This window comes from Janthinobacterium aestuarii, from assembly GCF_051380835.1.
Lineage (GTDB): Bacteria > Pseudomonadota > Gammaproteobacteria > Burkholderiales > Burkholderiaceae_D > Janthinobacterium > Janthinobacterium aestuarii.
Genome location: NZ_JBNYXU010000001.1, coordinates 444,805 through 470,371, shown reverse-complemented (window position 1 = coordinate 470,371; position 25,567 = coordinate 444,805). Strand labels below are relative to the sequence as shown.

The 25,567-nt window shown below is 56.5% G+C and carries 23 protein-coding genes; all 23 read left to right on the top strand.

What is annotated here, in order from left to right; translation table 11 throughout:
* Positions 1–434 precede the first annotated feature (434 nt).
* The 23 genes from rfbB to ACQ4WO_RS02035 all read left to right on the top strand — a co-directional run bounded on the left by rfbB (position 435) and on the right by ACQ4WO_RS02035 (position 25,560).
* On the top strand, positions 435–1,517 hold the full coding sequence (gene rfbB, locus ACQ4WO_RS02145) for a dTDP-glucose 4,6-dehydratase (protein ID WP_436480039.1): 1,083 nt from the start codon (positions 435–437) through the stop codon (positions 1,515–1,517).
* Positions 1,517–2,410, top strand: a complete 894-nt coding sequence (rfbA, locus tag ACQ4WO_RS02140; RefSeq protein ID WP_436480038.1) for a glucose-1-phosphate thymidylyltransferase RfbA — start codon at positions 1,517–1,519, stop codon at positions 2,408–2,410. The genes rfbB and rfbA overlap by 1 nt, the downstream gene beginning before the upstream one ends.
* 3 nt (positions 2,411–2,413) lie before the next feature.
* A complete protein-coding gene (gene rfbC, locus ACQ4WO_RS02135; RefSeq protein ID WP_436480037.1) occupies positions 2,414–2,962 on the top strand; it encodes a dTDP-4-dehydrorhamnose 3,5-epimerase in 549 nt (182 codons plus the stop codon).
* Complete coding sequence (gene rfbD / locus ACQ4WO_RS02130) at positions 2,959–3,873, top strand: dTDP-4-dehydrorhamnose reductase (protein ID WP_436480036.1); 915 nt, start codon at positions 2,959–2,961, stop codon at positions 3,871–3,873. The genes rfbC and rfbD overlap by 4 nt, the downstream gene beginning before the upstream one ends.
* Positions 3,874–3,947: 74 nt before the next feature.
* Positions 3,948–4,718 (top strand): glucose-1-phosphate cytidylyltransferase, encoded by a 771-nt coding sequence (rfbF, locus tag ACQ4WO_RS02125; protein WP_436480035.1) that lies wholly within the window; start codon positions 3,948–3,950, stop codon positions 4,716–4,718.
* Positions 4,718–5,785, top strand: a complete 1,068-nt coding sequence (rfbG, locus tag ACQ4WO_RS02120; RefSeq protein ID WP_436480034.1) for a CDP-glucose 4,6-dehydratase — start codon at positions 4,718–4,720, stop codon at positions 5,783–5,785. Before rfbF ends, rfbG begins: the two co-directional genes overlap by 1 nt.
* Before the next feature lie 18 nt (positions 5,786–5,803).
* A complete protein-coding gene (gene rfbH, locus ACQ4WO_RS02115) occupies positions 5,804–7,132 on the top strand; it encodes a lipopolysaccharide biosynthesis protein RfbH (protein WP_436480033.1) in 1,329 nt (442 codons plus the stop codon).
* A gap of 1 nt (position 7,133) precedes the next feature.
* On the top strand, positions 7,134–8,231 hold the full coding sequence (locus ACQ4WO_RS02110; RefSeq protein ID WP_436480032.1) for an NAD-dependent epimerase/dehydratase family protein: 1,098 nt from the start codon (positions 7,134–7,136) through the stop codon (positions 8,229–8,231).
* Positions 8,228–9,031 carry a transketolase gene (locus ACQ4WO_RS02105; protein WP_436480031.1) on the top strand — a complete coding sequence of 268 codons (804 nt, stop codon included), beginning with the start codon at positions 8,228–8,230 and terminating at the stop codon, positions 9,029–9,031. Before ACQ4WO_RS02110 ends, ACQ4WO_RS02105 begins: the two co-directional genes overlap by 4 nt.
* Before the next feature lies 1 nt (position 9,032).
* Positions 9,033–9,956 carry a transketolase family protein gene (locus ACQ4WO_RS02100; RefSeq protein ID WP_436480030.1) on the top strand — a complete coding sequence of 308 codons (924 nt, stop codon included), beginning with the start codon at positions 9,033–9,035 and terminating at the stop codon, positions 9,954–9,956.
* 10 nt (positions 9,957–9,966) lie between these two features.
* A complete protein-coding gene (locus ACQ4WO_RS02095; protein WP_436480029.1) occupies positions 9,967–11,313 on the top strand; it encodes an MATE family efflux transporter in 1,347 nt (448 codons plus the stop codon).
* A gap of 4 nt (positions 11,314–11,317) precedes the next feature.
* Positions 11,318–12,304, top strand: coding sequence for a hypothetical protein (locus tag ACQ4WO_RS02090; RefSeq protein WP_436480028.1), 987 nt, complete (start codon positions 11,318–11,320; stop codon positions 12,302–12,304).
* Between the two features lie 222 nt (positions 12,305–12,526).
* Entirely contained in the window at positions 12,527–13,615 is a 1,089-nt protein-coding gene (wecB, locus tag ACQ4WO_RS02085) for a non-hydrolyzing UDP-N-acetylglucosamine 2-epimerase (RefSeq protein ID WP_436480027.1), read from the top strand.
* Positions 13,612–14,880 carry a UDP-N-acetyl-D-mannosamine dehydrogenase gene (wecC, locus tag ACQ4WO_RS02080; RefSeq protein WP_436480026.1) on the top strand — a complete coding sequence of 423 codons (1,269 nt, stop codon included), beginning with the start codon at positions 13,612–13,614 and terminating at the stop codon, positions 14,878–14,880. The genes wecB and wecC overlap by 4 nt, the downstream gene beginning before the upstream one ends.
* Before the next feature lie 14 nt (positions 14,881–14,894).
* A complete protein-coding gene (locus ACQ4WO_RS02075) occupies positions 14,895–16,148 on the top strand; it encodes an EpsG family protein (RefSeq protein WP_436480025.1) in 1,254 nt (417 codons plus the stop codon).
* A gap of 71 nt (positions 16,149–16,219) precedes the next feature.
* A complete protein-coding gene (locus ACQ4WO_RS02070) occupies positions 16,220–17,077 on the top strand; it encodes a glycosyltransferase family 2 protein (RefSeq protein WP_436480024.1) in 858 nt (285 codons plus the stop codon).
* Positions 17,074–17,895: a glycosyltransferase family 2 protein gene (locus ACQ4WO_RS02065; protein ID WP_436480023.1), complete on the top strand. Its 822-nt coding sequence runs from the start codon at positions 17,074–17,076 to the stop codon at positions 17,893–17,895. The genes ACQ4WO_RS02070 and ACQ4WO_RS02065 overlap by 4 nt, the downstream gene beginning before the upstream one ends.
* A 63-nt stretch (positions 17,896–17,958) precedes the next feature.
* Positions 17,959–19,092 carry an N-acetyl sugar amidotransferase gene (locus ACQ4WO_RS02060; protein ID WP_099401472.1) on the top strand — a complete coding sequence of 378 codons (1,134 nt, stop codon included), beginning with the start codon at positions 17,959–17,961 and terminating at the stop codon, positions 19,090–19,092.
* Positions 19,089–19,703, top strand: coding sequence for an imidazole glycerol phosphate synthase subunit HisH (gene hisH, locus ACQ4WO_RS02055; protein WP_436480022.1), 615 nt, complete (start codon positions 19,089–19,091; stop codon positions 19,701–19,703). Before ACQ4WO_RS02060 ends, hisH begins: the two co-directional genes overlap by 4 nt.
* 3 nt (positions 19,704–19,706) lie before the next feature.
* Positions 19,707–20,465: an AglZ/HisF2 family acetamidino modification protein gene (locus ACQ4WO_RS02050; protein ID WP_436480021.1), complete on the top strand. Its 759-nt coding sequence runs from the start codon at positions 19,707–19,709 to the stop codon at positions 20,463–20,465.
* 61 nt (positions 20,466–20,526) lie between these two features.
* Positions 20,527–22,662, top strand: a complete 2,136-nt coding sequence (locus tag ACQ4WO_RS02045) for a bi-domain-containing oxidoreductase (RefSeq protein WP_436480632.1) — start codon at positions 20,527–20,529, stop codon at positions 22,660–22,662.
* Between the two features lie 46 nt (positions 22,663–22,708).
* Positions 22,709–24,349 (top strand): heparinase II/III family protein, encoded by a 1,641-nt coding sequence (locus ACQ4WO_RS02040; RefSeq protein WP_436480020.1) that lies wholly within the window; start codon positions 22,709–22,711, stop codon positions 24,347–24,349.
* Positions 24,346–25,560, top strand: coding sequence for a glycosyltransferase family 4 protein (locus tag ACQ4WO_RS02035; RefSeq protein WP_436480019.1), 1,215 nt, complete (start codon positions 24,346–24,348; stop codon positions 25,558–25,560). The genes ACQ4WO_RS02040 and ACQ4WO_RS02035 overlap by 4 nt, the downstream gene beginning before the upstream one ends.
* Positions 25,561–25,567: the final 7 nt, after the last annotated feature.

Below are 25,567 nucleotides of genomic sequence, written 5' to 3'. Positions count from 1 at the left end.
CACTTTCTCCGCCAGGCCTGGCGGTATCCAAGCGGCTCAAAAAGCAAACAAATGTAACAATATTGGATTTGTTTGCCATTCTCATAAACACTAGCTTTCCCTGGCTCAGTGAGCCATGCAAAAAAATCAATCGACGGCTGCTTCACGCCGACCTGCCCGTATGAACTTGCCTATGGGAAAAGAACAACACAGATTGCGTAAAGCGTTGACTAGTGCGCGCGCAAACTGCTGCAAACATGGCAATTTAAGGGGTTCTGAATTATAATCAAGAGTTAAGTATTGATTGATGTTTTCAGTTATTAACATCATGAAATGTGTGCATATCATGAAATATGCGCATTGTGGATAGGCAGATTTCGTTGCCTACTACCATTATTAAAGAAATGAATTAAGCAGCATCTCTTATTTGTATTTTTTTTGCAGAGGAAGCTCAGATGATTTTAGTGACAGGTGGCGCAGGCTTTATCGGATCGAATTTCGTTCTGGATTGGCTCGCACAAAGTAATGAACCGGTAATTAATCTGGATAAGCTGACATATGCAGGAAATCTGAATAACTTGCTGGCGGTACAGAACGATCCACGCCACCTGTTTGTCAAAGGCGACATCAATGATGGTGCCTTGCTGACACAGTTATTGGCACAGCATAAGCCACGTGCCATCGTACATTTCGCAGCCGAGAGCCATGTCGATCGCTCGATTCATGGACCAGCAGAATTCATCAGCACTAATATCAATGGCACCTTCAGCCTGCTGGAAGCCGTGCGTGCCTATTGGCAAGCACTGCCTGAAGCAGAACATGCGGCCTTCCGCTTCCTGCATGTCTCGACCGATGAGGTGTACGGGACACTGGGGCCGGATGATGCGCCGTTTACAGAAACCACACCCTATGCGCCCAACAGCCCTTACTCGGCAACAAAGGCAGCGTCGGATCATTTGGTGCGCTCCTATCATCACACGTATGGCTTGCCAACGCTGACCACCAATTGCTCGAATAATTATGGCTCTTACCACTTCCCGGAAAAGCTGATTCCCCTGATTATTGCCAACGCGCGCGCAGGCAAGTCCTTGCCCATCTATGGCGACGGCCAACAGGTGCGCGACTGGTTGTATGTCAGCGATCACTGCACGGCCATTCGCCGGGTACTGGAAAGCGGACGCACGGGAGAAACCTACAATATCGGCGGCTGGAACGAAAAAGCCAATCTCGACGTCGTGCATACCCTGTGCGATATCCTTGATGAACTCCAACCGAAGGCAACTGGCGGCAGCTATCGTGAACAAATCAGCTATGTTGCTGACAGGCCAGGCCATGATCGCCGCTACGCCATCGATGCGCGCAAAATTGAGCGCGAACTGGGCTGGAAGCCGGCAGAAACCTTCGATACGGGCATCCGCAAGACGGTGCAATGGTATCTGGACAACGATGCATGGGTGCGCGACGTCCAATCCGGCGCCTACCTGACGTGGCTGGAAAAAAACTATACGGCCCGCGCCGAACAGAATACGGAGTCTTGATGGAAACCAAACTGGCCCGCAAAGGCATTATCCTGGCTGGGGGGTCAGGCACACGCCTGTATCCCGTGACGATGTCGGTCTCGAAGCAACTGCTTCCCGTATACGACAAGCCGATGATTTACTATCCGCTGACAACGTTGATGCTGGCGGGAATGCGCGACATCCTGATCATTTCCACGCCCGCCGATACACCCCGTTTCAAAGAGTTGCTGGGTGACGGCAGCCAATGGGGGATTAACCTGAGCTATGCGGTACAGCCATCACCCGATGGTCTGGCACAGGCGTTCATCATCGGCCGCGAGTTCCTGGGCGATGCACCCTCGGCATTAATCTTGGGTGATAATATTTATTATGGCCATGATTTCGAATCGAGCCTGTCTGCCGCTTCCGAGCGCACGAACGGCGCGACCGTGTTTGCCTATCACGTGCAAGATCCGGAACGCTATGGCGTGGTGGAATTTGACGCCAATCAGCAAGCCATCAGCATCGAAGAAAAGCCCTTGCAGCCAAAGTCGAATTATGCCGTCACCGGCCTGTATTTTTACGACAAGGACATTGCCGATATCGCCGCATCGATCAAGCCGTCCGAGCGGGGTGAACTTGAAATCACCGATGTCAACCGCGTTTATCTGAACCGCGGCACGCTCAAGGTGGAACGCATGGGGCGTGGCATGGCATGGCTCGATACGGGGACACACGAGTCATTGCTCGAGGCAGGCCAATTTATTGCCACCATCGAACACCGCCAAGGCTTGAAAGTTGCCTGCCCTGAGGAAATTGCTTACCGCAAAGGCTACATTACCGCAAGCCAGCTGGAACAGCTGGCCCAACCACTGAAAAAGAACGGTTACGGACAATATTTGTTACGCCTGTTGAATGATAAGATTTTTTAAGCCATGCAAATTCAGACCACTGCCATTCCCGACGTATTGATCCTCGAGCCCAAAGTATTTGGCGATGACCGGGGCTTCTTTTACGAAAGCTTCAACCAGCAGCGCTTTGCCGACTTGACGGGTATTACGACCAATTTCGTCCAGGATAACCACTCCAAGTCCAGCAAGAATGTCCTGCGCGGCCTGCACTATCAAATCCAGCAACCGCAAGGCAAGCTGGTACGCGTGGTGGCAGGCGAGGTCTTCGATGTCGCCGTCGATATCCGCGCCTCCTCCCCGACGTTTGGCAAATGGGTCGGCGTCGTATTGTCTGCCGAGAACAAACGTCAGCTCTGGATACCTGAAGGATTTGCCCATGGCTTCATGGTGACCAGCGAGAGCGCTGAATTTCTCTACAAGACCACGGACTACTGGGCACCCGAGTTTGAGCGCAGCATTGCCTGGAATGATGCGGCTATCGGCATTGACTGGCCACTGCATGGCGACGCACCCATCCTGTCGGCGAAAGATCAACTGGGCAAGGAACTGGCAGTTGCCGAGGTCTTTGCATGAGAATCCTCATTACTGGCAAGACTGGCCAGCTTGGATATGCTTTACAGAAACGCCTACAGGATATGGGTGAAGTGATCGCGCTGGACCGCTCGCAAATGGACTTGGCCGACCTCGATCAGGTTCGAAGCGTGATACGCGCAACCGAGCCTGACCTGATCATCAATCCGGCTGCCTATACGGCCGTCGACAAGGCCGAGAGCGAGCTGGCGCTGGCGATGCGCATCAATGGCGAAGCGCCAGGAGTCATGGCGCAAGAAGCCAAGCGGCTCGGTGCTGCCATCATCCACTACTCGACTGACTATGTCTTCGACGGCAGCAAGGGTAGTCCATACACGGAAGACGATGCAACGTGTCCGCTCAACGCCTATGGCCGCAGCAAGCTGGCGGGCGAGCAGGCCGTGCGCGAAAGCGGCGCCCGCCACCTGATATTGCGCACAAGCTGGATATACGGTGCGCATGGCAACAATTTTCTAAAAACGGTGCTCCGCCTGGCACAGGCGCGGGATGAGCTGCGCATCGTTGCCGATCAATATGGAGCCCCCACCTGCAGCACCAGTATTGCCGATGCAACGGCCTGCGCCATTGCCACATTGGGCTCGCCCTCCGGTTTCGCGACGGCAGGAGACGCCTCGGCTGATGCGTGGAAACAACACTCGGGCCTGTATCATCTCACTGCACAAGGGGAAACCACCTGGTATGGCTTTTCCAAAGCCATCTTGGAACATCCATCAACGTCCAGAAAGCCCCCTGTCGTGCCTATCGCCACGCAAGACTACCCATTGCCGGCAGCACGGCCGGCCTACTCGGTATTGTCCAGCGCACGGTTTATCAAGACCTTCTGTGCGTTGCCGGATTGGCATGAAGCGCTCACGCTTTGTCTCGACGGCATGGCCAAAGACAACAATCAGTAAGCAACAGAAGTTGCGAATCCAATAAAAACAACGGCGCTAGCAGCATCCACTTCGATCAAGAGGAATAATTAATAATGAAAGCAGTCATTCTTGCCGGCGGCCTTGGCACCCGAATTTCCGAAGAGACACATCTCAAGCCAAAACCGATGATTGAAATTGGTGGCAAGCCGATCCTTTGGCACATCATGAAGAGCTATTCAGCGCACGGCATCAATGATTTCGTGATTTGCTGCGGCTACAAGGGCTATGTGATCAAGGAATATTTCGCCAATTATTTTTTGCATACCTCCGATGTCACTTTCGATATGCAAAACAATCAGATGGAAGTACACGCACGCAATGCCGAGCCCTGGAAGGTTACCCTGGTCGATACCGGTGACGAAACCATGACGGGGGGCCGCTTGAAGCGTGTGCGCCAATATCTGAATGATGAAGAAATGTTCTGCTTCACCTATGGCGACGGTGTCAGCGATGTCGATATCAGCGCGCTGGTCAACTTCCACCGCGCGAATGGCAAGCTCGCCACCGTCACCGCGACCCAGCCACCGGGCCGCTTTGGTGCCCTGAGCCTGGACGGCCACAAGATCAACAGTTTCCAGGAAAAACCGCAAGGGGACGGCGCCTGGATCAATGGCGGCTATTTTGTCCTTTCGCCAAAAGTCATCGACTTCATCAGCAATGATGCTACCGTATGGGAAAAGGAACCGATGGAGAGCCTGGCCAAACAAGGCGAGATGAATGCCTTCTTCCACCGCGGTTTCTGGCAGCCGATGGACACCCTGCGCGATAAAGTACACTTGGAAGAGCTGTGGCAATCGGGCAAGGCACCCTGGAAGGCGGCTTGATGAATCCCGCATTTTGGCAAGGGAAACGTGTTTTCCTCACCGGCCACACCGGCTTCAAGGGCGGCTGGCTGAGCCTGTGGCTGCAACAACTTGGCGCCGACGTGACCGGCTACGCGCTGGAAGCGCCCACCACACCCAGCCTGTTTGAAGTAGCTAATGTAGCGCGCGGCATGCAGTCGATCATCGGCGACGTACGCGATGGCGACGCCGTCAAGCGCGCCATGGCTGTCGCGTGCCCGGATGTAGTGATCCATATGGCGGCACAGCCATTGGTGCGCTACTCGTACGTGAACCCGGTGGAAACGTATTCCACCAACGTAATGGGTGTAGTGAATATGCTCGAAGCCGTGCGCGCCACGCCAGGCGTGCGCGCGGTGGTCAATGTCACTAGCGACAAGTGTTACGAAAACCGCGAGTGGCCCTGGGGCTATCGCGAAAACGAAGCCATGGGTGGCTACGATCCCTACAGCAATAGCAAGGGTTGCGCCGAACTCGTCACGGCTGGCTATCGCAGTTCCTTCTTCCATGCGGACAAATACGCCGAGCACGGCATCGCCCTGGGCAGTGGCCGCGCCGGCAACGTCATCGGCGGTGGCGACTGGGCGCTGGATCGTTTGATTCCCGACATGCTGCGCGCGATCGGTGCCGGTGAACCCGTCATGATCCGCAACCCCCACGCCATCCGCCCGTGGCAACACGTGCTCGAGCCGCTGAGCGGTTATCTGACGCTGGCGGAAAAACTGTACACGGAAGGTCCCGTACATGCCGAGGGCTGGAACTTCGGTCCGCACGATACCGACGCCAAGCCCGTCGAATGGATCATCGAGCGCATGACGCAAGAGTGGGGCGCCGGCGCCTCCTGGTCGCTCGATGGCCAGGACCATCCGCATGAGGCGACCTATCTGAAACTCGATTGTTCCAAGGCGCGCGGCCAGCTGGGCTGGCATCCGCGCTGGGATATCGGCCAGACCATCGCCAAAATCGTCGAATGGCATAAAGCGTGCGACCAGGGCGCCGACATGCGTGCAATGACCTTGGCGCAAATCACTACTTATCAAAATACCTAACAAATTGAAGGCTTTACCATGAGCGAACAACTGACCCAACAACAAATCCGTGATCAAATCGCCGCCCTGGTGGCGCAATACGGCGCACTGGCCAGCGAGCCAAAACCATTCGAACCTGGCGTGACGGTGATTCCCCCGGCCGGCAAAGTCGTTGGCGCGCCTGAGATGGGCCTGATGGTCGAAGCGTCGTTGGACGCCTGGCTGACCACGGGTCGCTTCAATGACGAATTTGAAAAACGCCTGGCCAAGCTCATCGGCGTGGAATTCCTGATCACTGTGAACTCCGGCTCGTCGGCCAATCTGGTGGCCTTCTCGGCGCTGACCTCACCAAAACTGGGCGCGCGCGCCATCCAGCCTGGTGACGAAGTCATCGGCGTAGCGGCCGGCTTCCCGACCACCGTCAACCCGATCCTGCAATTCGGTGCCGTCCCCGTGTTCGTCGACGTCGAGCTGGGCACCTACAATATCGATGCCTCGAAAATCGAAGCCGCCATCACGGACAAAACCAAGGCCATCATGCTGGCCCATACCCTGGGCAATCCATTCAACCTGGAAGTCATCGTCGCGCTGTGCAAGAAATACAATCTGTGGCTGGTGGAGGATTGCTGTGACGCCCTGGGCGCCACGTACAACGGCCAGATGTGCGGTACTTTCGGCGATATCGGCACCATGAGTTTCTACCCTGCGCACCATATCACCATGGGCGAAGGCGGCGCAGTCTTCACCAGCAATCCGGAACTGAAAGCGATCGCCGAATCGTTCCGCGACTGGGGTCGCGACTGCTATTGCGCGCCGGGCAAGGACAATACCTGCGGCCAGCGCTTCTGCTGCAAGCTGGGCACGCTACCAGATGGCTACGACCACAAATACACGTACAGCCATCTGGGCTATAACCTGAAGATTACTGACATGCAAGCAGCATGCGGTCTGGCACAACTTGATCGCGTGGATAACTTTGTTGCCGCGCGCAAGAGCAACTTTGCCTACCTGACACAGCGACTGCAAAGCTGCACGGAATTCCTGATCCTGCCGGAAGCCACCCCCAACTCGGATCCGTCCTGGTTCGGCTTCCCTATAACATTACGTCCCGAAGCCAATGTCAACCGTGTCGACCTGCTGACCTATCTGGACCAGCATAAAATCGGCACGCGCCTGCTTTTCGCCGGCAATCTGACGCGCCAGCCTTATATGATTGGCCGCAACTTCCGCGTATCGGGCGAACTCACCAATACCGACCGGGTTATGCATGATACGTTCTGGATCGGCGTTTATCCGGGCCTGACGCGCGAAATGCTTGACTTCGCCATCGACAAGATTGAAGCATTCTTCGGCCTCAATTTTGACTAAAATGGATTGCCAAACCGCCAAGCCGACGAAACAACACCAGCCCGGTGTCGCACATGAGGATCTGCAATTAATCCTGCAGCGCGTGCCAGCCAAGGTCTGGGATGCGCTGCGGGGACGCCGCGTGTTCATCACAGGCGGCACCGGCTTTATCGGCTGCTGGCTGCTCGAGGCATTGATCTGGGCAAACCAGGAGCTCGAACTGGAGCTGCAGCTTATCGTGCTCAGCCGCAGTCCTGAGGCGTTTCGTGCCCGGGTGCCGCACTTGGCCGAGCATGCCATCGTACGCTTGGTCGAGGGCAATACCAATGCCTTGGGCCACATCAGCGAACCGTTTGATATGCTCATCCATGCCGCCACTGATGTAGCGGCGGCCAACGGCAAGCCGCACGCCGTATTCAACGATATCCTCGACGGCACCAGGCAGACCCTGGAGTTGGCCGTGCGTTGCGGTGCCAGTCACTACCTGCTGACCAGTTCCGGCGCAGTGTACGGAGCCCAGCCAGCGACGCTGACGCATCTGCCGGAGCTGCACGAGGGTGCGCAGGACATGTCACAGCCAGGCGCCGCATATGGCGCGGGGAAAATTGCCTCGGAATGGCTGCTGGGCTGGTATGCGCGTGAATATGGCTTACATGCAAGCATCGCGCGTTGTTTTGCGCTGCTCGGCCCGTATTTGCCCTTGGATGGCCATTTTGCCGCCGGCAACTTTATCCATAACGGCTTGCGTGGCGAACCCATCGTCATGCGAGGCGACGGCAGCGCCGTACGCTCTTACCTGTATGCGGCAGACATGGTGGTTTGGTTGCTGACCATTATGCTCAATGGCGAAAGTGGTCAACATTACAATGTAGGATCAGAACACGCACTGAACATAGGCGAGCTGGCCCAGCTAGTCGCCGCGCAGACCGATGCGCCCGCGCCCGTCAGGACGAGCACGGCGAGCGCCTCGCTGGCGGCGCAGCGCTACGTCCCCGCCACAGCGAAGGCACGCAAGCAATTACAACTGGAGCAATATACCGATCTGCCATCGGCACTCAGTAAAACCATCGACTGGGCGCGGCTGCACATCATCCGCTCTACTATTGAGAAAAGACCATGACCAAATTCAATTCACGCGCCCTGCGCCGCTCCGTATTGCAAATGGCATACGCAGGTTCTACCGTTCATATCGCCTGTGCATTTTCGATTATCGATATCCTGGCGGTGCTGTACCGTCACCATCTGCACTATCCGGACAACGATCCCACATCTGCGCAGCGCGATCATCTGGTCTTGAGCAAAGGCCATGGCGTAATGGCCCAGTACGCCTGTATGCATGAAAAAGGCTGGCTCTCCACAGAGGAGCTGGGGAATTATTTCGCCGATGGCACACGCCTAAAAGGATTGTCAGATGCACATGTTCCGGGCTGCGAAGTCAGTTCCGGCTCGTTGGGGCATGGTCTGTCCGTCGGTGTCGGCCTCGCACTGGCAAACAAGTTAAAGGGCAGCTCGCAATACTGCTATGTCATCGTGGGTGATGGCGAAATGAATGAAGGCACCATGTGGGAAGCGATGCTGTTCGCTACCCACCATAAGCTCGACCAGTTGGTCGTGATTGTCGATGAGAACGGTTTCCAGGCCATGGGCAGCACTGACGAAGTAATGGCGCCAGGCAGCTTCCAGCAAAAATTCACCGCCTTCGGCTTCGACACCGTATCAATCGACGGGCATGACGAAACCGCGCTGGAAGACGCACTCAATACCCTCAAGCAACGCAAGAACGGTATGCCCAAAGCGATCATCGCCAAGACCGTCAAGGGCAAAGGCGTGTCCTTCATGGAACATGACAATACCTGGCATTACACCCGCCTGAACAGCACCACCTTTACGCAGGCCATGGCCGAACTGGAGCAACCATAATATGCGATCGACTTTTTCCCATGCCCTCGTCAAGGCTGCCCTGAACGACCCGAAAATCGTACTGTTGACGGGCGACCATGGCTATGCCCTTTTTGACGATTTCTGTAAGGCGGTACCGGGGCAGTTCATCAATGCTGGTATCGCCGAGCAAAACATGGTCGGCATGGCCGCCGGCCTGGCAAAGGCTGGCTTCAAGCCTGTGGTTTACGGCCTGAGCGCATTTGTGCCTGTGCGCGTGCTGGAGCAGATCAAGATCGACGTCTGCTATGAAAACTTGCCAGTGGTATTTATCGGCGACGGTGCGGGCCTGGTCTACAGCAGCCTTGGCAGCAGCCACCAGTCCACCGAGGATATCGCCGTGTTGCGCGCCATTCCGCACATGCGCATTCTCTCGCCAGGCGACACTTTCGAGATGGCATATGCGATGGAGCATGCGCTGGCGTTCCATGCGCCATTGTACTTGCGCATGGGCAAATCGGATCTGGGCGACGTGCACCACGCCCCTATCACGGCGCAGCTGGGCGACCTGGTGCCGGCTCACCAGGGTACGCCGGGACGGCTGGCCTTGCTGGCCACAGGCTCCATGGTGGGCCGCGCCATGCAGTTGTCACAACAACTGGGCAATTGCCCGGTCTGGAGCGCGCCGTCGATCAAGCCGATCAACCACGGCCAGGTTGCGGCGCTGGCGCGCGAGGTGACACATCTGGTCGTGCTGGAAGAGCACGCCGAAGTGGGCGGCCTCGGTGGGCTGGTCGCTGAAATCGTCGCAGGCCAGCCCGGCCAACGGGCACAGGTGATTCGTTGCGGCATCACGGACCGCTTTTCCGAAAAATGCGGCAGCTATAATTATCTGATCACCGAACACGGCCTCGACGTGCCTGCCCTGCTGACTAAAATTCGCCTTGCCACCGGTATGGTTTCCTGAGCGCGGCACGATGAAACAATTATTGATGGTGGCGCAAAAACGCATCGGCATGGATCGTGCGATTTTCGCGACACTGCTTAACCGTGGCTCCTCGGCAATTGCCAACCTGCTCACGATTGCATGTCTCGCATGGTTCTTCACAGCCGAGCAGCAGGGTTATTACTACACATTCGCCAGCCTGTTCAGTCTTCAGGTATTTTTTGAATTGGGGTTCACGTTTGTCCTGACACAATTCTCCGCGCATGAATTCTCAAAGGCGCGCGCGGAAAATAGTTCCCTTGCAGAACGCGAACACGCTTCTGCCAGGCTGCATGCGCTCATCAGTATGAGTCGGCGCTGGTTCATGCTCGTGGCCGTTGCCTTCTGGCTGAGCGTGACAGTGGCAGGTCTGGTCTTTTTCACAAAAAATCAGGCGCCGTCGAGCTCCCTTGCCTGGCAGGGACCTTGGCTGATGGCCGTGGCCGCATTTTCCTGCGGTATCCTGCTATTGCCGCTCAATGCCATCCTCGAGGGCTGCCAGAAGATCAAGGAAGTCGCATACATCCGCACCTGGCAAGACCTGGTGGGCTTCGGCTGCTTTGGACTGGCGCTCGCTGCCGGCGCGGGCCTGTACGCCATCGTCATCCTGCATGCCATGCGCGTGCTGACAGGGCTGTTCCTGCTCAAACGCACGGGCCTGCTGGCGTGGCTGTCCACACAGCGCGACAAAAGCAACACGATGACCGCCTCAATTTCGTGGAAAAAGGAGATTTTTCCTTTCCAGTGGCGCATCAGCCTGAGCTGGCTGTCCGGCTACCTCATCTTCAGCCTGTTCAACCCCGTCCTGTTCGCCTTCCACGGCGCCGCAGTGGCCGGCCAAATGGGCATGACGTTCGCTGTCTTCATGGGCATCACCAATATCGCGATGGCTTGGATCACCACCAAGGTACCGACTTTTTGCCAGCTGATCGCGCTAGACAAGCAGGACGAGCTGAAGGAATTTTTTCTCAGCACGTTAAAGAAATCTTCACTCATCAGCGTGTTGCTGATCGGTGCAGGCCTAGTGCTGGTGCTGGGAGGGCCAAAACTCTTCCCCGTGCTGGCCAATAAATTCCTTCCGGCCCCGGCCAGCATCTGGATCGCTATCTCCTGCATCGCCAATTTCTTCGTATTTGCGTCAGCCGCCTACCTGCGTTCGTTCAAACAGGAGCCATTTCTGTACCTCTCCGTATGCATGGCCTTCGTAACCGCCTTATCGACCTATTTCCTGGGGAAATACTATGGTGCAAATGGCATGACTTTCGGCTACATGGCCGCAACAGTACTCATTTCACTGCCGTATGCCCTCATCATTCTGCGCAGAAAACTACGTAATTGACCATATGCATCAACGCACCTTTTTCGTCAGCCGTGGCGCTCCATATTACATAGCGGCGCCCAGCTATACTGAACACTCGGCAGGTATTGTCGTCCTGCATCTGCTGTGCCATGCACTTAATGTATCGGGACAGGAAGCCTACCTGGTCATCGATGCACTACAACGCAACCGCAAGAGTAAAACCCGTGCTGGCCTCGCCACGCCATTGCTGACCAAGAAAATCCTGCTGTCTCACCAACGGCAAGGCCGTCAGCCGGTGGCCATCTATCCCGAGGTAGAGCAGGGAAACCCATTTCACGCCAGCAAAGTGGTGCGCTACTATCTGAACAAGCCTGGCTTTTTCGACGGTGTGGCCGCATTACGGGACGGTGAATTCAACTTGGCATATTCATCGGCCATGCTTGAAGGCTTTGCCGCGCCGGACCATATCCTGTATTTGCCGCTGATCAATACCGAACTGTTCCATGAGTCCGGCCACCGCACGCCCGGCAAGAGCTGCTTCTATCTGGGGCGCCACCGTACCGCCAAGGCCAGCAGCCCGCTGATTAACAACGACAGCGTGGAAATCACACTGTCCTATCCGGACAACAAGGAAGAACTGGCTGAGTTGTTCCGTAGTTGCGAATATTTCATCAGTTATCAATTTTCCAGCCTCTGCATCGAAGCGACCCTGTGCGGCTGTATCGCTATCGTCATCCCCAATGACAACGCGCCATCGGCGCTGGTCAAGACAGAAACCCAGATGCATGGCATCGCCTGGGGTGCTGAGCCAGCCGAAATTGCACGTGCCAGGGAAACCTTGCCTCTGGCACGTGCCCTCTATCTGGAAAAGCAAGCCCAGTTCTGGGACAATCTTGATATCTTTATCGAGAAAACCCAGCGTTTTGAAGCTTCGGACGCCCGCATCGACCCGAGCCGTTATTTCGGCTGGCGCAAGTTCGGTCGGCGCCTGGTGGCGTTCGTCCAACGCAAATGGAAAGGACAGAAATGAGCCTCCAGAACCGTGCCGCCCAGCACTCGGCCTTGTCCGGTGAAATAGCAAAATGTTATAATGTGACCAGAGTCAATCTGGCCATCGGCGTCCTGCCATCTACCGCACTGCCACGCCGCCCAGCAGCGGTCGTTTCACCATCTACTACTCATGACCACTCTACTTTTGCAGCCTCGATTGAAAGTTCTATCCATTTTTGGTACCCGTCCGGAAGCAATCAAAATGGCGCCACTGGTTTTGGCGCTCGCCGCCGATACGCATTTCGAAGCAAAAGTCTGTGTTACCGGTCAGCATCGTGAAATGCTCGATCAGGTCTTGCAGTTGTTTGATATCGTCCCCGATTTTGACCTGAAGATCATGAAGCCAGGGCAGGACTTGAGTGACGTTACCAGCGCCATCCTGTCTGGCATGAAAACCGTCTTCGCCGAATTCAAGCCTGACCTGGTATTGGTACATGGCGATACCGCCACCACTTTCGCCGCCAGCCTGGCCGCCTACTACCAGCAAATTCCCGTCGCTCACGTGGAGGCTGGCTTGCGCACCGGCGACCTGTACGCGCCCTGGCCGGAAGAGGGCAACCGGCGCCTGACTGGCGCATTGGCAGCCCTGCATTTCGCGCCCACCAACACCTCCCAGGCGAACCTCCTGAGAGAGGGCGTCGATGCGGACAGCATTGTCGTGACCGGTAATACCGTGATCGATGCTCTGCTCGACGTCGTGCGCAAGCTCTCGCAAGATACGCAACTGCGTGCTCAGATGGAGTCCCAGTTTGCCTTCCTGCCCCCCCAAAAAAGAGTCTTGCTGGTCACCGGGCACCGTCGCGAGAGCTTCGGCGACGGTTTCGAGCGCATCTGCAGTGCGCTGGCGGCGACGGCGGCGCGCTTCCCCGACGTGCAGATCGTCTATCCCGTCCATCTGAATCCGAACGTCATGGAGCCGGTGCGACGGCTGTTGGCGGGCATCGGCAATGTGCACCTGATCGAGCCGCTCGATTATCTGCCGTTCGTCTACCTGATGAACCGCGCCCACCTGGTGCTGACCGATTCCGGCGGCGTTCAGGAAGAGGCCCCGTCGCTCGGCAAACCGGTACTGGTCATGCGTGAAACCACGGAACGTCCGGAAGCGGTCGAAGCCGGCACCGTGCGCCTCGTAGGCACATCCGTGGAAACCATCAGTGAACAGTTGGCGCTACTGCTGTCCGATGACGCCGCTTATGAAAGCATGAGCTTTGCCCACAATCCCTATGGCGACGGTGCCGCCTGCGCGCGCATCATCGCCTCCATTCTTCAATTCTACCGTCCGACACCATGAAATTTGATTCCGTTTCCATCATAGGCCTCGGCTACATCGGCCTGCCAACCGCCGCCGTATTTGCTTCGTTCAAGAAAAAAGTCATCGGCGTCGACATCAGCCAGGCCACGGTCGATACCATCAACCGCGGCGAAATTCACATCATCGAACCCGATCTCGATATGGTTGTCCAGGCTGCGGTGAGCCAGGGTTACCTTCGCGCCACCACGCAGCCGGAAGCAGCCGATGCCTTCCTGATCGCCGTACCCACCCCGTTCAAAGGCGATCACGAACCTGACCTTTCCTATATCGAATCGGCCAGCAAAGCGATCGCCCCCGTGCTCAAGCGCGGCGACCTGGTCATTCTTGAGTCGACTTCGCCAGTCGGCGCCACCGAACAGATGTCCGCATGGATGGCTGAGGCGCGCCCGGACCTGACGTTCCCGCAAAGCCATGGCGAAGCATCCGACATCCGCGTGGCGCACTGCCCTGAACGCGTGTTGCCCGGTCATGTCTTGCGCGAACTGGTGCAGAATGACCGCGTAATCGGCGGCATGACACCGGCCTGTTCGCAGGCAGCCGCCACGCTGTACCGTACTTTTGTGGAAGGCGAATGCGTCATTACCGATGCACGCACGGCAGAAATGTGCAAACTGACTGAGAACAGTTTCCGCGACGTGAATATCGCGTTCGCCAACGAGCTGTCGATGATTTGCGACAAGCAAAATGTCAACGTGTGGGAACTGATCCGATTGGCCAACCGTCACCCGCGCGTCAGCATCCTGCAGCCAGGGCCCGGCGTAGGTGGGCATTGCATCGCCGTCGATCCCTGGTTCATCGTCAGCCAATCGCCAGAACAGGCGCGCCTGATCCGTAGCGCGCGCGAAGTCAACGACAGCAAACCGGAATGGGTCATGCAAAAGGCTAAAATCGCCGTTGCCGATTTCCTGCAGCGCTACCCGGACAAGACGGCACGTGACGTGACCATCGCCTGCCTCGGCCTGGCGTTCAAGCCCGATATCGACGATCTGCGGGAAAGCCCGGCGCTGTCAATCACGCGCAGCATCGCTGCCAGCCATCCGGGGACGGTGCTGGCGGTAGAACCGAATATCACCGCCCTGCCTGCCAAGCTGGCCGATGCACTGCAATTGACGGACGTGGACGATGCCTTGCTCCGGGCACAAATCGTGATCCTGCTGGTTGACCACAAGACGTTCAAGACCATCCCTGCAAGCCGCCTGAGCGAACATCTGGTAATCGATACGCGCGGTATCTGGCAAGGTTAAACGTTGCTGCCGGAGTGCAGGCTCCGGCAACAATTTGTTTCAACCTCCTGGCTTGCGCCATACCCGCATTTAACGTATCGTCATCGCCGCGCTGGAATGCTCTGCTGGAGGAATCGTGCCAGCATCGTCGCGGACCTTCTCAAGTGCGCTGGAGCAAGCAAATACCCGTGCTTGCGCACCGGATGCATAAACAGCACGTGCCAGCCGGCATTCAATTTTGCGCGAAGACATTATCAGCGATGGAAGTATACTTTTTTTTATTCATCTTAATTGCAGCATTTTCATTCAGCCGCAATGTAACGTCGCGCGTATCGTTTTTTGCCATTGGTATCCTGCTGTTCCTGTTCGCCGCCATGCGCGGCGAAGGGGTGGACCGAGATTATCATGGTTATCTGGAATATTATGGCTACGTGCTGGATTCGGCGTTTAAAAACGTAGAACCGACTTTCATTCTCATTGCAAGTCTGGCCGACCGCCTGTTCTCCTCCAGCCTGATGATTTTCTTCGTGTATGCGTTTCTGGGAGTGGGCACCAAGCTGTACGCGATTAATCAAATCACGCCGCACCGCAACTTGGCGTTACTGGTTTATTACTCGATGTTTTTCATGCTGCTGGAAATGACGCAGATCAGGGTCGGTGTAGCGGCAGGTTTCCTGTTGTTGTGCATCCGCCCCATCCTGGAGCGCAATCTCAGGCTATTTTTGTTATTCTCATGCCTGGCATTTTTATTCCACTATTCTGCCATCATTATTTTTCCACTATATTTCCTGACTGGCAGCAGCACCAGCCTGAAAAAATATGCCTGGCTGGTGCCAATTGGCCTGACTATGTATTACATAGGGATAGACATTTTCAGCTCTTTAAAGATGCTGCCGATTGATTTGATCCGGCTGAAAATCGAGAATTATACGGAACTTGCGTATTTTGATTCCGAAATCAATTTTCTCAATTTTCCATATGTGATGCGTTGTTGCATTGCCTATGCCTTGTATTGGCATATCAAGACCCTAGAGCGGATAAACCCATATATTTCGCTACTGTTGAAGATTTACTTTCTAGCCCTGTTTATTTTTGCTGCCTTTGCTAGTGTTCCGGCAATCAGCTCGCGTACCAGTGAGCTGCTGCTTATCGTGGAAATCGTCCTGCTGCCGAATCTAGTGTACCTGATCAAGGATCGGAGAATGGCGATAGGAACCATTATTGGCATTTGTTTCGCATATCTGTTCTTTTTATTATTTTCAGCGAATCTGCTGGGGCCGTATTTTTAGACCGATGATGTTCCCTTCAAACAAAGGCGCTACCCGAGCGTAATTTCACAGGCAGTATTAACAATATATTTATGCGCTCAAGCTCAGTTATCGCAATTATCGTCAGTTATAATGGGGGGAAAAAGACCCTGGCAACCGCGCAGGCGCTGATGCCTCAGGTCGATTCCATCCTCATCGTCGACAACGGCTCCGACGCGCAATCAATGCGTACGCTGGACGAACTGGAAAAATACGAACATGTTGCAATTATGCGACTTGGAAGCAATCGCGGCATAGGTTACGCGCTCAACGCTGGCTTGCTCCATGCACAAGAGCAAGGCGCCGCTTGGGTGCTGACCATGGATCAGGATAGTGTCGCGGCGCCAGGCATGGTCGGTGCCATGCTGGCGGCCCACGCGCGCGATACCAGCGCACTGTGCCTGTCACCCAACCTAGTGTTGCATGGTGAAGCCAGGGCGGCCGTTCAAGCGGGTACGGTGAAGTACGCGATTACCTCCGGCAACCTGGTCAACATGGATATCTATCGCAGCGTTGGCACTTACAATGAAAATTACTTCATCGATTGCATCGATATCGAATTTTCATTACGCGTCAGGCATGCTGGCTTTTCCATAACGAAAGTCGGCGACGCTGTTCTTTACCACGAACTTGGCGCGGCCCACCAGGTACCGAAACTATTCAAGCGCTACTACACCTTGCACTCGCCATTGCGACGTTATTATATGTACAGGAATTTTATGTATTTTTCACAACAATATCTGCGATCCGATTTTCGCTTCACCTTGAAATTTGGTATCGCACACGGCATTTTATGCATACTCGTGCTCTTTTACGACCCGCAGCCCCGCGCCTCCCTGCGCATGATGGCCCGCGGCGTTCGCGATTTTTTTAGCGGAAAAGTCGGCGCCTATCCATTGGAGAAGAAATGAAAATTGGCTACGTTTGCACTAATTACAACAATACGCAGTTTACACGCGCCGCCGTCGCGTCGCTGGTAAAAAATATCGATCATGAATATCAAATTGTTATTGTTGACAATAACTCCACGCCGGATAACGTCACCGCCCTGCACCGTCTGAAGGATGAGTTTCCGGACATTACCGTTATTTTCAATCCGGACAATTCCGGCTACTTCGCCGGCCTGAATATCGGCATCAACCATTTACGCAGCCACCATAGCGATATTAACTACATGGTGGTCGGTAACAACGATCTGACCTTCCGGACGGACTTCTTGCAGTCGATCGTCCGCCACAAGGCGCTATTCCAGACCTATCCCGTGGTGTCGCCAGACGTCATCACCGTGGACGGCATACATCAGAACCCGCACGTAATCCATGGAATTAGCAAATTCCGCGAACTCATGTACGATCTGTATTATTCCAACTACTATCTGGGCCGCTGCATCAAATGGGCCGCCTCCTTTACCCAGCGCGTGAGTGATCGTCGCGATGAAGAACAGTGGGAAACCGGCCAGGTCGTCATCCAGGGTCACGGTTCATGCTATATCCTCGGACCGCTGTTTTTCGAGAAGCTGCAGCAATTGTGGGCCCCGACGTTCCTGATGGGCGAAGAATATTTCTTGAGCAAGCAGGTCAACGATGCCGGCATGTCCATTTATTACGAGCCCGGAATCCAGGTGACCCATCACTGGCACGCGACAATTGAACAATTACCCAGCCGGGCGGTGTGGGAAATGGCCCGCAAGTCACATAAAACCTATCGGGAACATGTGAAAATTTTTTAATTCCCTGTCCTGCACGGGCAGCCCCACAATATAGCCACATATCATACCTAGAGAGCAGCACGAATGAGAGAGTACCAAGTTTGCAGCAATTGCGTGATGGATACCACCGATACCCAGATCGTCTTTGACGAACATGGCGTATGTGACCATTGCCACGATTTCAACGATCATGTTCTTCCCAACTGGCATCCGGACGCCGTGGGCGAACGCGAATTCCAAGCGGTGGCCGACAAAATCAAGCTCGAAGGCCAAGGTAAGCCCTTCGATTGCATTCTAGGCATGAGCGGTGGACTCGACAGTTCCTATCTGCTGCACCTGGCGGTAAAAAAATACGGCTTGCGTCCGTTGGTCTTCCACGTCGACGGCGGCTGGAATTCGGACATTGCCGTCAGCAATATCCAGATGCTGGTGGACGGCCTGGGCATGGACCTTTACACCGAGGTCATCAATTGGGAAGAGATGAAGGATCTGCAACTGGCATTCTTCAAGTCCGGCGTGCCCCATCTTGATATCCCGCAAGACCACGCGTTTGTGGCGACCCTTTACCATTTCGCCAACAAGCACAAGATCAAGTACATCTTAAATGGTGGCAATGTCTCGACCGAATGCGTACGCAATCCGCTCGACTGGCTCTATTACGGCACCGACCTGCGTCAGATTCGCGACATCCATGGCCGATTCGGCAAGCGCAAGCTGAAGACCTTCCCCTTCAGCGGCATCCTGTTCCATAAGTTTTACCTGCGCTATATCAAGGGCGTGCGGGTGGTCAAACCACTTGACTACATGCCATACAGCAAAAAGATCGCGATCGACACGCTCGCCTCGACCTATGGCTGGCGGGCCTACCCGCAAAAACACTTCGAGTCCCGTTTTACCCGTTTCTACGAAGGCTACTGGCTGCCGACGCGCTTCGGCATGGATACGCGCCGCGTCCAATTCTCTAGTCTGATTCTGACCAAACAGATGACGCGCGAGGAGGCGTTGGAGGAACTGCGCAAGCCAGCCCACAATCCGGCCACCATTGACGAAGAGTTTGACTATATCGCCACCAAGCTGGACATCTCGAGTGACGAGTTGCGAGATTGCATGAATTTGCCAAAAAAATCTTATCGCGACTACAAGAACCAGCGCGTCCTGTTCAACCTGGGAGCGGCGATCCTGAAAAAACTGGGCGTGGAAAGGGCCATCAAACGATGATAGCGATCGTTAATTACGGCCTTGGCAACATTAGCGCCTTTGCCAACATCTACAAAAGCTTGGGCGTGCCATTCATACTGGCCGACACCGCCAGTCAGTTGCGCGACGCCAGCAAGATTATCCTGCCCGGCGTGGGTTCCTTCGATCATGCCATGCAATTGCTGCAGGCGTCCGGCATGCGCGAGGAATTGAACCGCCTTGTGCTCGAAGAGAAGCGGCCGGTACTGGGCATCTGTGTCGGCATGCAGATGCTGGCCCACTCGAGTGACGAAGGCCGCGAAGCCGGGCTGGGCTGGATAGATGGCGTGGTCCGCAAGATCGATGCGACCCGTCCAGGCCACGAACTGCTGTTGCCGCACATGGGCTGGAACAGTGTGCGCTCACTCAATGGCAATGGTTTGCTCACCGGACTCGACATGGAATCGGAATTCTATTTCCTGCATTCCTATTACTTCGATTGCAAACAGGCCGGTGACGCCTTCGCCGATGTCGAGTATGGCACCCGCTTCGTCTGCGGCGTGAATCACGAAAACATCTACGGCGTCCAGTTTCACCCTGAGAAAAGCCACCGTAACGGCGTGCGGCTACTCAAAAATTTTGCGGAGTTATAAGCCATGCTCAGAGCCAGAATCATTCCCTGCCTGCTGTTAAAGGATGGCGGCTTGGTCAAGTCCGTCAAATTCAAGGACCACAAATACGTCGGCGATCCTATCAATGCGGTCAAGATCTTTAACGAGAAGGAAGTCGATGAGATCGTTGTGCTCGACATCGACGCCAGTGCCGAAGGACGCGAACCGAATTACCGGCTGATCGAGAACCTTGCACGCGAGTGCCGCATGCCCTTGTGTTATGGCGGCGGCATCAAAACGGTACAACAGGCGAACCGTATCTTTGCACTGGGCGTGGAAAAGATCGCCATCAGTTCGGCGGCAGTGTCCGATATCGGACTGGTCAGCGCATTGGCGGCCGAAGTCGGTTCGCAAAGCGTGGTGGTCATCCTGGACGTCAAGAAGCGGTCGTTCGGCCGTGGTTATGAAATCTATATCAACAACGGCAAAACCGGCACAGGCCTGTCGCCTGTCGAATTTTGCAAACAACTGCAGGAACACGGCGTAGGCGAAATCTGCCTCAATGCCATCGATCGCGATGGCATGATGGAAGGCTATGACCTCGATCTGATCAGCGCCGTGCACAAATGCGTCAAAGTACCGATGACAGTGCTTGGCGGCGCCGGTTCGCTGGACCACATCAAGGAAATGATCGCCCGCTTCGGCATCATCGGCGTGGCCGCCGGCAGCTTGTTCGTCTTCAAGGGACCGTACAAGGCTGTTCTCATCAGCTATCCATCACGCCAGGAACGCGGCTTGCTGTGACCGCGTGCAGCGCCGCTACACCGTTCCAGCCCTACCCACTATTTTATGCATTGGTAATTTTGTGAAACAGATCCTTCAAGACATGGCAAACGGCACCACCTCGCTCGTCGAGGCGCCCGCCCCCGCCCCTTCCAGCGGCAGCCTGAACATTTTCACCACGGTGTCGCTGATTTCCGCAGGTACCGAACGCATGTTGGTCGGTTTCGGCAAGGCATCGATGCTGGACAAGGCACGCCAGCAACCAGACAAAGTCAAAATGGTGCTGGAAAAAGTCGCCACGGATGGCCTGATGACAACCATCGATGCGGTGCGCTCGAAACTGGCCCAGCCATTACCACTTGGCTATTGCAACGTGGGCGTGGTGGCAGAAACCGGCTCGCGCGTGAGCGGCTTCAAACCGGGAGACCGCGTCGTGTCGAACGGACCACATGCCGACATCGTCAAGGTTCCCATGAACCTGTGCGCACGCATCCCCGACACTGTAAGCGATGAAGCCGCGGCCTTCGTGGTAGTCGCCAGCATCGGCTTGCAAGGCATGCGCCTTGCACAACCCACGCTGGGCGAAAGCTTTGTCGTCACCGGCGTTGGCCTGATCGGCCTGCTGACCGTGCAACTGCTGCGCGCACACGGCTGCCGCGTGCTGGCAATCGACTTCGACGAGTCGAAGCTGGCCCTGGCACGCCAATTCGGCGCTGCCACCTGCAATCCGGGCCGTGGCGAAGACCCGGTAGCGGCCGGCATGGCATTCAGCCGTGGCCAGGGCGTCGATGGCGTCATCATTACCGCATCGACCAAGTCCAATGACCCGTTGTCGCAGGCGGCGCGCATGTGCCGCAAGCGCGGCCGCATCGTGCTCGTTGGCGTGATCGGTCTGGAAATGAGCCGCGCCGACTTTTATGAAAAGGAATTGAGCTTCCAGGTATCATGTTCCTATGGTCCAGGCCGCTATGACCCCAACTACGAAGAGCGAGGCCAGGATTATCCGCTCGGCTTCGTGCGCTGGACCGAACAGCGCAATTTCGAGGCGGTGCTTGACATGCTGGCCAGCGGCCAACTCGATGTCGCGCCCCTGATCACCCATCGCTTCGCCTTCGAAGATGCACCTAGCGCTTATCAGGCGTTGACGGACGACAAGGCAGGCCTGGGCATTCTGCTTCAATACCCATCGCCAACGGCGGAGCGCGTTAAGCGTCAGGTGACCCTGGCGCCTAACGCCACCTTCCAGGCGGAACGCCCGGTACTGGGTTTCATTGGTGCAGGCAACTACGCTTCGCGCGTGTTGATTCCCGCTTTCAAGGCCGCAGGCGCACAATTTCACAGCATCGTTACCTCTGGCGGCATCAACAGCGTAATTCACGGTCAGAAAAGTGGCTTTGCCGAGGCATCAACCGATGTCAGCGCCATGCTCGCTATCGCCGCGATCAATACTGTAGCGATCGTCACCCGCCATGATACGCACGCGCAACTGGTGTCGCAATCGCTGGCGGCCGGCAAGCACGTCTTCGTTGAGAAACCGCTGGCCATCGAACACGGTGAGCTGCAGCAGGTCCGCGCCGCCTACGATACAGCCCACGGCGGCGGTAGTGGGCCACAGCTAATGATCGGCTTCAACCGCCGCTTCTCGCCGCAAGTGCAAAAGATGAAATCCCTGCTGGCCTCGGTCGCCGAGCCGAAATCGTTCATCATGACGATGAACGCGGGGGCAATCCCGGCCAATCACTGGACCCAGGACAATGCCGTGGGCGGGGGCCGCATCATCGGGGAAGCCTGTCATTTCATCGATCTGATGCGCTTCTTGGCAGGCAGCGAAATCATCTCGGTGCAGGCGCGCCGCATGGGCGACGCTCCAGGCGTGGCAATTACTGAAGACAAGGCATCGATCACGTTGGGCTTCGCCGATGGTTCCTTCGGCACCATCATGTATCTGGCAAACGGCGCCGCCAACTACCCGAAGGAACGGGTGGAAGTGTTTACGTCGGGCCGCGTCCTGCAGCTTGACAATTTCCGCAAACTCAAAGGCTTTGGCTGGCCGGGCTTTTCGCGCATGAACCTGTGGAAGCAGGACAAGGGGCAGCAGCAATGCGCGGCGGCTTTCCTGGCTGCGGTACAAAGCGGCGTGCCGGCGATCGCTCCGGGTGACATTTTCGAAGTGGCACGCGTCACCATCGAGGTTGCCGAATTATTGCGCCAGCAATGAGATTGCACCACATGAGCTTACGTATCCGATCCCAGGAGGGATTCCGTTGAAACCCGGCCTGTTACTCTACTGGCATACGCTGCGCCACCTGAAACCGGTGCAATTTTATGGCCGGCTGCTGTTTCGCATGCGCCGGCCACGCCCTGACCTGCGCGCCGCGCCGCCGCTACGCCCAGTCGCCGGTACCTGGCAACTGGCGGCGCGGCGCGATCCCAGCCTGACCGGCGACGGCACGTTCTGCTTTCTCGGACAGAAGCACGACCTGTCCGCCATCAATGGCTGGAATGACGGCAATCTGGACAAGTTGTGGCTGTACAACCTGCACTATTTTGATACCCTCAACGCCAGCAATAATATGGCGTTGACAGCCCAGCACCAGCGCTTGCTGACGCGCTGGATCGAGGCGAATCCCCCTGGCCATGGCAATGGCTGGGAGCCCTATCCTATGTCCTTACGCATCGTCAACTGGATCAAATGGGCGCTGGCGGGCAATACGCTCGATACACGGCAGCTCAACAGCCTGGCGATACAAGTGCGCTGGCTGGCCGAACGCCTGGAGATCCATTTGCTGGGCAATCACCTGTTTGCCAATGCCAAAGCGCTGCTGTTCGCCGGTCAGTTCTTTATGGGACCGGAGGCCGATGCCTGGCGCGTCACGGCGCTGCGCATCCTGGCGCGCGAAGTGCCCGAACAGATCCTGGCCGATGGCGCGCATTTTGAACTGAGCACGATGTACCACGCGCTGGCCCTGGAAGATATGCTGGATCTGCTGAATCTGGCGCAAGCGTTTGACGCGCTCGATGGCCAAGCCAGCGACTGGCGCAGCCGCATTCCAGCAATGCAATCCTGGCTAGCCATGCTCAGCCATCCTGATGGTGGAATCGGCTTCTTCAACGACGCCGCTTTTGGCATCGCCGTGGAAACGGCCGAACTGGCGCGCTACGCAGACAGCCTCTGCTGCCCTGCGCCGCCGGCACCCACCGACGGCGTCACACACCTCGCGGCCAGCGGCTACCTGCGCCTGCAACAAGGAGCGTCTGTACTGCTGCTCGACGCCGCCGCCGTTGGCCCGGACTACCTTCCCGGTCATGCGCATGCGGACACATTGTCATTCGAATGGTCGCTGTCCGGCCAGCGCCTGCTGGTCAACAGTGGCACTTCGCAGTATGGGCTGGGCGCCGAACGCTTGCGTCAACGAGGTACCGCTGCGCATAATACCGTGCAAATAGACGGCGCCGATTCGTCCGAGGTCTGGAGCGGCTTTCGCGTGGCGCGCCGCGCCTATCCACACGATATCCGTATTGATGCACCGGGTCCTGTCCTGGGTATCAGTTGCACGCACGATGGCTACCTGCGCCTGCCAGGAAAGAATATCCACCGTCGTCACTGGCGCCTGGCCGCAGGCGAGCTCGCCGTCCACGATCGCGTGAGCGGCCCGTTCCGCCTGGCCGAAGCGTTTTTCCACCTGCATCCGGCAATCCGTGTGGCGCCCGGCGCTGACCGGCAACAATGCACGCTGCTGCTGCCCGATGACAGCACCGTGCATGTCACCATCGATCAAGGCACCATCAGCGTTCAGCCTGGCCATTGGCATCCACGCTTTGGTGTCAGTCAGGAAACGCATTGCCTTCGGATCCGCTTTGAAGGTGCGGATCTGACTACCCGCTTCAGCTGGAACTATCCATGAGAATTTTAGTTTTAAGTTTCTATTATCCGCCCGATCTCGGTCCCGGACCATTCAGAGCATCGGCGCTGGTCGAGGCGCTACGCGAAATCTTGCCAGCTGGCACGCATATCGACGTAGTCACGACCATGCCGAACCGCTATAGCGGCTTTAACGCGGCCGCGCCGGCGCTGGAAGAGCTCCCTGGTCTGACGTTGCACCGTATCAACTTGCCCGCACACCAGAGCGGGATGCTGGATCAGTCAAAGGCTTTTCTCACCTACGCCCGCAACGCCGTCAAGCTAGCCCGCCAAAACAAGTACGATCTGGTCCTGGCCACCTCGTCGCGCCTGATGACGGCCGCGCTGGGCGCATGGATCAGCCGTCGCACGGGTGCATGTCTGTACCTCGACATCCGCGACATTTTTGTCGATACCATCAAGGATGTGCTGCCGAAGCGCTTTGCGCGCGTGGCCAAGCCCCTGTTCTCCGTACTGGAAGGCTGGACCATGCGCCGCGCCAGCAAGATCAACCTGGTCTCGGCCGGCTTCGGCGAATATTTTTCGACGCGCTACCCGCGCCAGCCCTACTCCTTCTTCACCAATGGCATCGACGATGAGTTCCTGCCCGAGGCCCTGCCGCTGGCCGCGCCTGCACAAGAAAAGAGGGGCAAAACCCTGTCAGTACTGTACGCCGGCAATATCGGCGAAGGCCAGGGTTTGCACACGATACTGCCGCCGCTGGCGGCACGCATGCGCGGGCGCCTGCATTTCAATGTGATTGGCGACGGCGGACGACGTGCCGCACTGCAGGCAGCGTTGGCACAAGCCGGCGTGGACAACGTGACGCTGATGGCGCCGATGAAGCGCAGTGAACTGATTGCCGCCTACCGCGACGCCGACGTGCTGTTCGTGCATTTGAACGACTATGCCGCCTTCAAAAAGGTACTGCCGTCTAAATTGTTCGAATATGGAGCGATCGGCAAGCCCATCTGGGCAGGCGTGGATGGCTACGCAGCGCAATTTGTGTCCGCCGAAATCCCGAACGCCGCCGTGTTTTATCCCTGCGACGTAGATGCCGCGGTGAACGCGTTTGACAGCCTGCGCCTGCACGACATGCCGCGTCCCGAATTTATCACCAAGTTCGCCAGAAAAAATATTGTACGGGCGATGGCGCGCGACATTGTAACGCTGCTGCCACCCGCTGCGGGTGAGTGCGGCGACGTACGGAATTAATGCATAC

Excerpts from the sequence above, each read along its gene's own strand:
- ACQ4WO_RS02110 (WP_436480032.1), top strand. The coding sequence starts at position 7,134 with ATGGATTGCCAAACCGCCAAGCCGACGAAACAACACCAGCCCGGTGTC.
- wecC (WP_436480026.1), top strand. The coding sequence starts at position 13,612 with ATGAAATTTGATTCCGTTTCCATCATAGGCCTCGGCTACATCGGCCTG.
- rfbG (WP_436480034.1), top strand. The coding sequence starts at position 4,718 with ATGAATCCCGCATTTTGGCAAGGGAAACGTGTTTTCCTCACCGGCCAC.
- ACQ4WO_RS02035 (WP_436480019.1), top strand. The coding sequence starts at position 24,346 with ATGAGAATTTTAGTTTTAAGTTTCTATTATCCGCCCGATCTCGGTCCC.
- wecB (WP_436480027.1), top strand. The coding sequence starts at position 12,527 with ATGGCGCCACTGGTTTTGGCGCTCGCCGCCGATACGCATTTCGAAGCA.
- rfbF (WP_436480035.1), top strand. The coding sequence starts at position 3,948 with ATGAAAGCAGTCATTCTTGCCGGCGGCCTTGGCACCCGAATTTCCGAA.
- ACQ4WO_RS02095 (WP_436480029.1), top strand. The coding sequence starts at position 9,967 with ATGAAACAATTATTGATGGTGGCGCAAAAACGCATCGGCATGGATCGT.
- ACQ4WO_RS02065 (WP_436480023.1), top strand. The coding sequence starts at position 17,074 with ATGAAAATTGGCTACGTTTGCACTAATTACAACAATACGCAGTTTACA.
- ACQ4WO_RS02100 (WP_436480030.1), top strand. The coding sequence starts at position 9,033 with ATGCGATCGACTTTTTCCCATGCCCTCGTCAAGGCTGCCCTGAACGAC.
- ACQ4WO_RS02090 (WP_436480028.1), top strand. The coding sequence starts at position 11,318 with ATGCATCAACGCACCTTTTTCGTCAGCCGTGGCGCTCCATATTACATA.
- rfbA (WP_436480038.1), top strand. The coding sequence starts at position 1,517 with ATGGAAACCAAACTGGCCCGCAAAGGCATTATCCTGGCTGGGGGGTCA.
- rfbH (WP_436480033.1), top strand. The coding sequence starts at position 5,804 with ATGAGCGAACAACTGACCCAACAACAAATCCGTGATCAAATCGCCGCC.
- rfbC (WP_436480037.1), top strand. The coding sequence starts at position 2,414 with ATGCAAATTCAGACCACTGCCATTCCCGACGTATTGATCCTCGAGCCC.
- ACQ4WO_RS02060 (WP_099401472.1), top strand. The coding sequence starts at position 17,959 with ATGAGAGAGTACCAAGTTTGCAGCAATTGCGTGATGGATACCACCGAT.
- ACQ4WO_RS02050 (WP_436480021.1), top strand. The coding sequence starts at position 19,707 with ATGCTCAGAGCCAGAATCATTCCCTGCCTGCTGTTAAAGGATGGCGGC.
- ACQ4WO_RS02070 (WP_436480024.1), top strand. The coding sequence starts at position 16,220 with ATGCGCTCAAGCTCAGTTATCGCAATTATCGTCAGTTATAATGGGGGG.
- hisH (WP_436480022.1), top strand. The coding sequence starts at position 19,089 with ATGATAGCGATCGTTAATTACGGCCTTGGCAACATTAGCGCCTTTGCC.
- ACQ4WO_RS02105 (WP_436480031.1), top strand. The coding sequence starts at position 8,228 with ATGACCAAATTCAATTCACGCGCCCTGCGCCGCTCCGTATTGCAAATG.
- rfbB (WP_436480039.1), top strand. The coding sequence starts at position 435 with ATGATTTTAGTGACAGGTGGCGCAGGCTTTATCGGATCGAATTTCGTT.
- rfbD (WP_436480036.1), top strand. The coding sequence starts at position 2,959 with ATGAGAATCCTCATTACTGGCAAGACTGGCCAGCTTGGATATGCTTTA.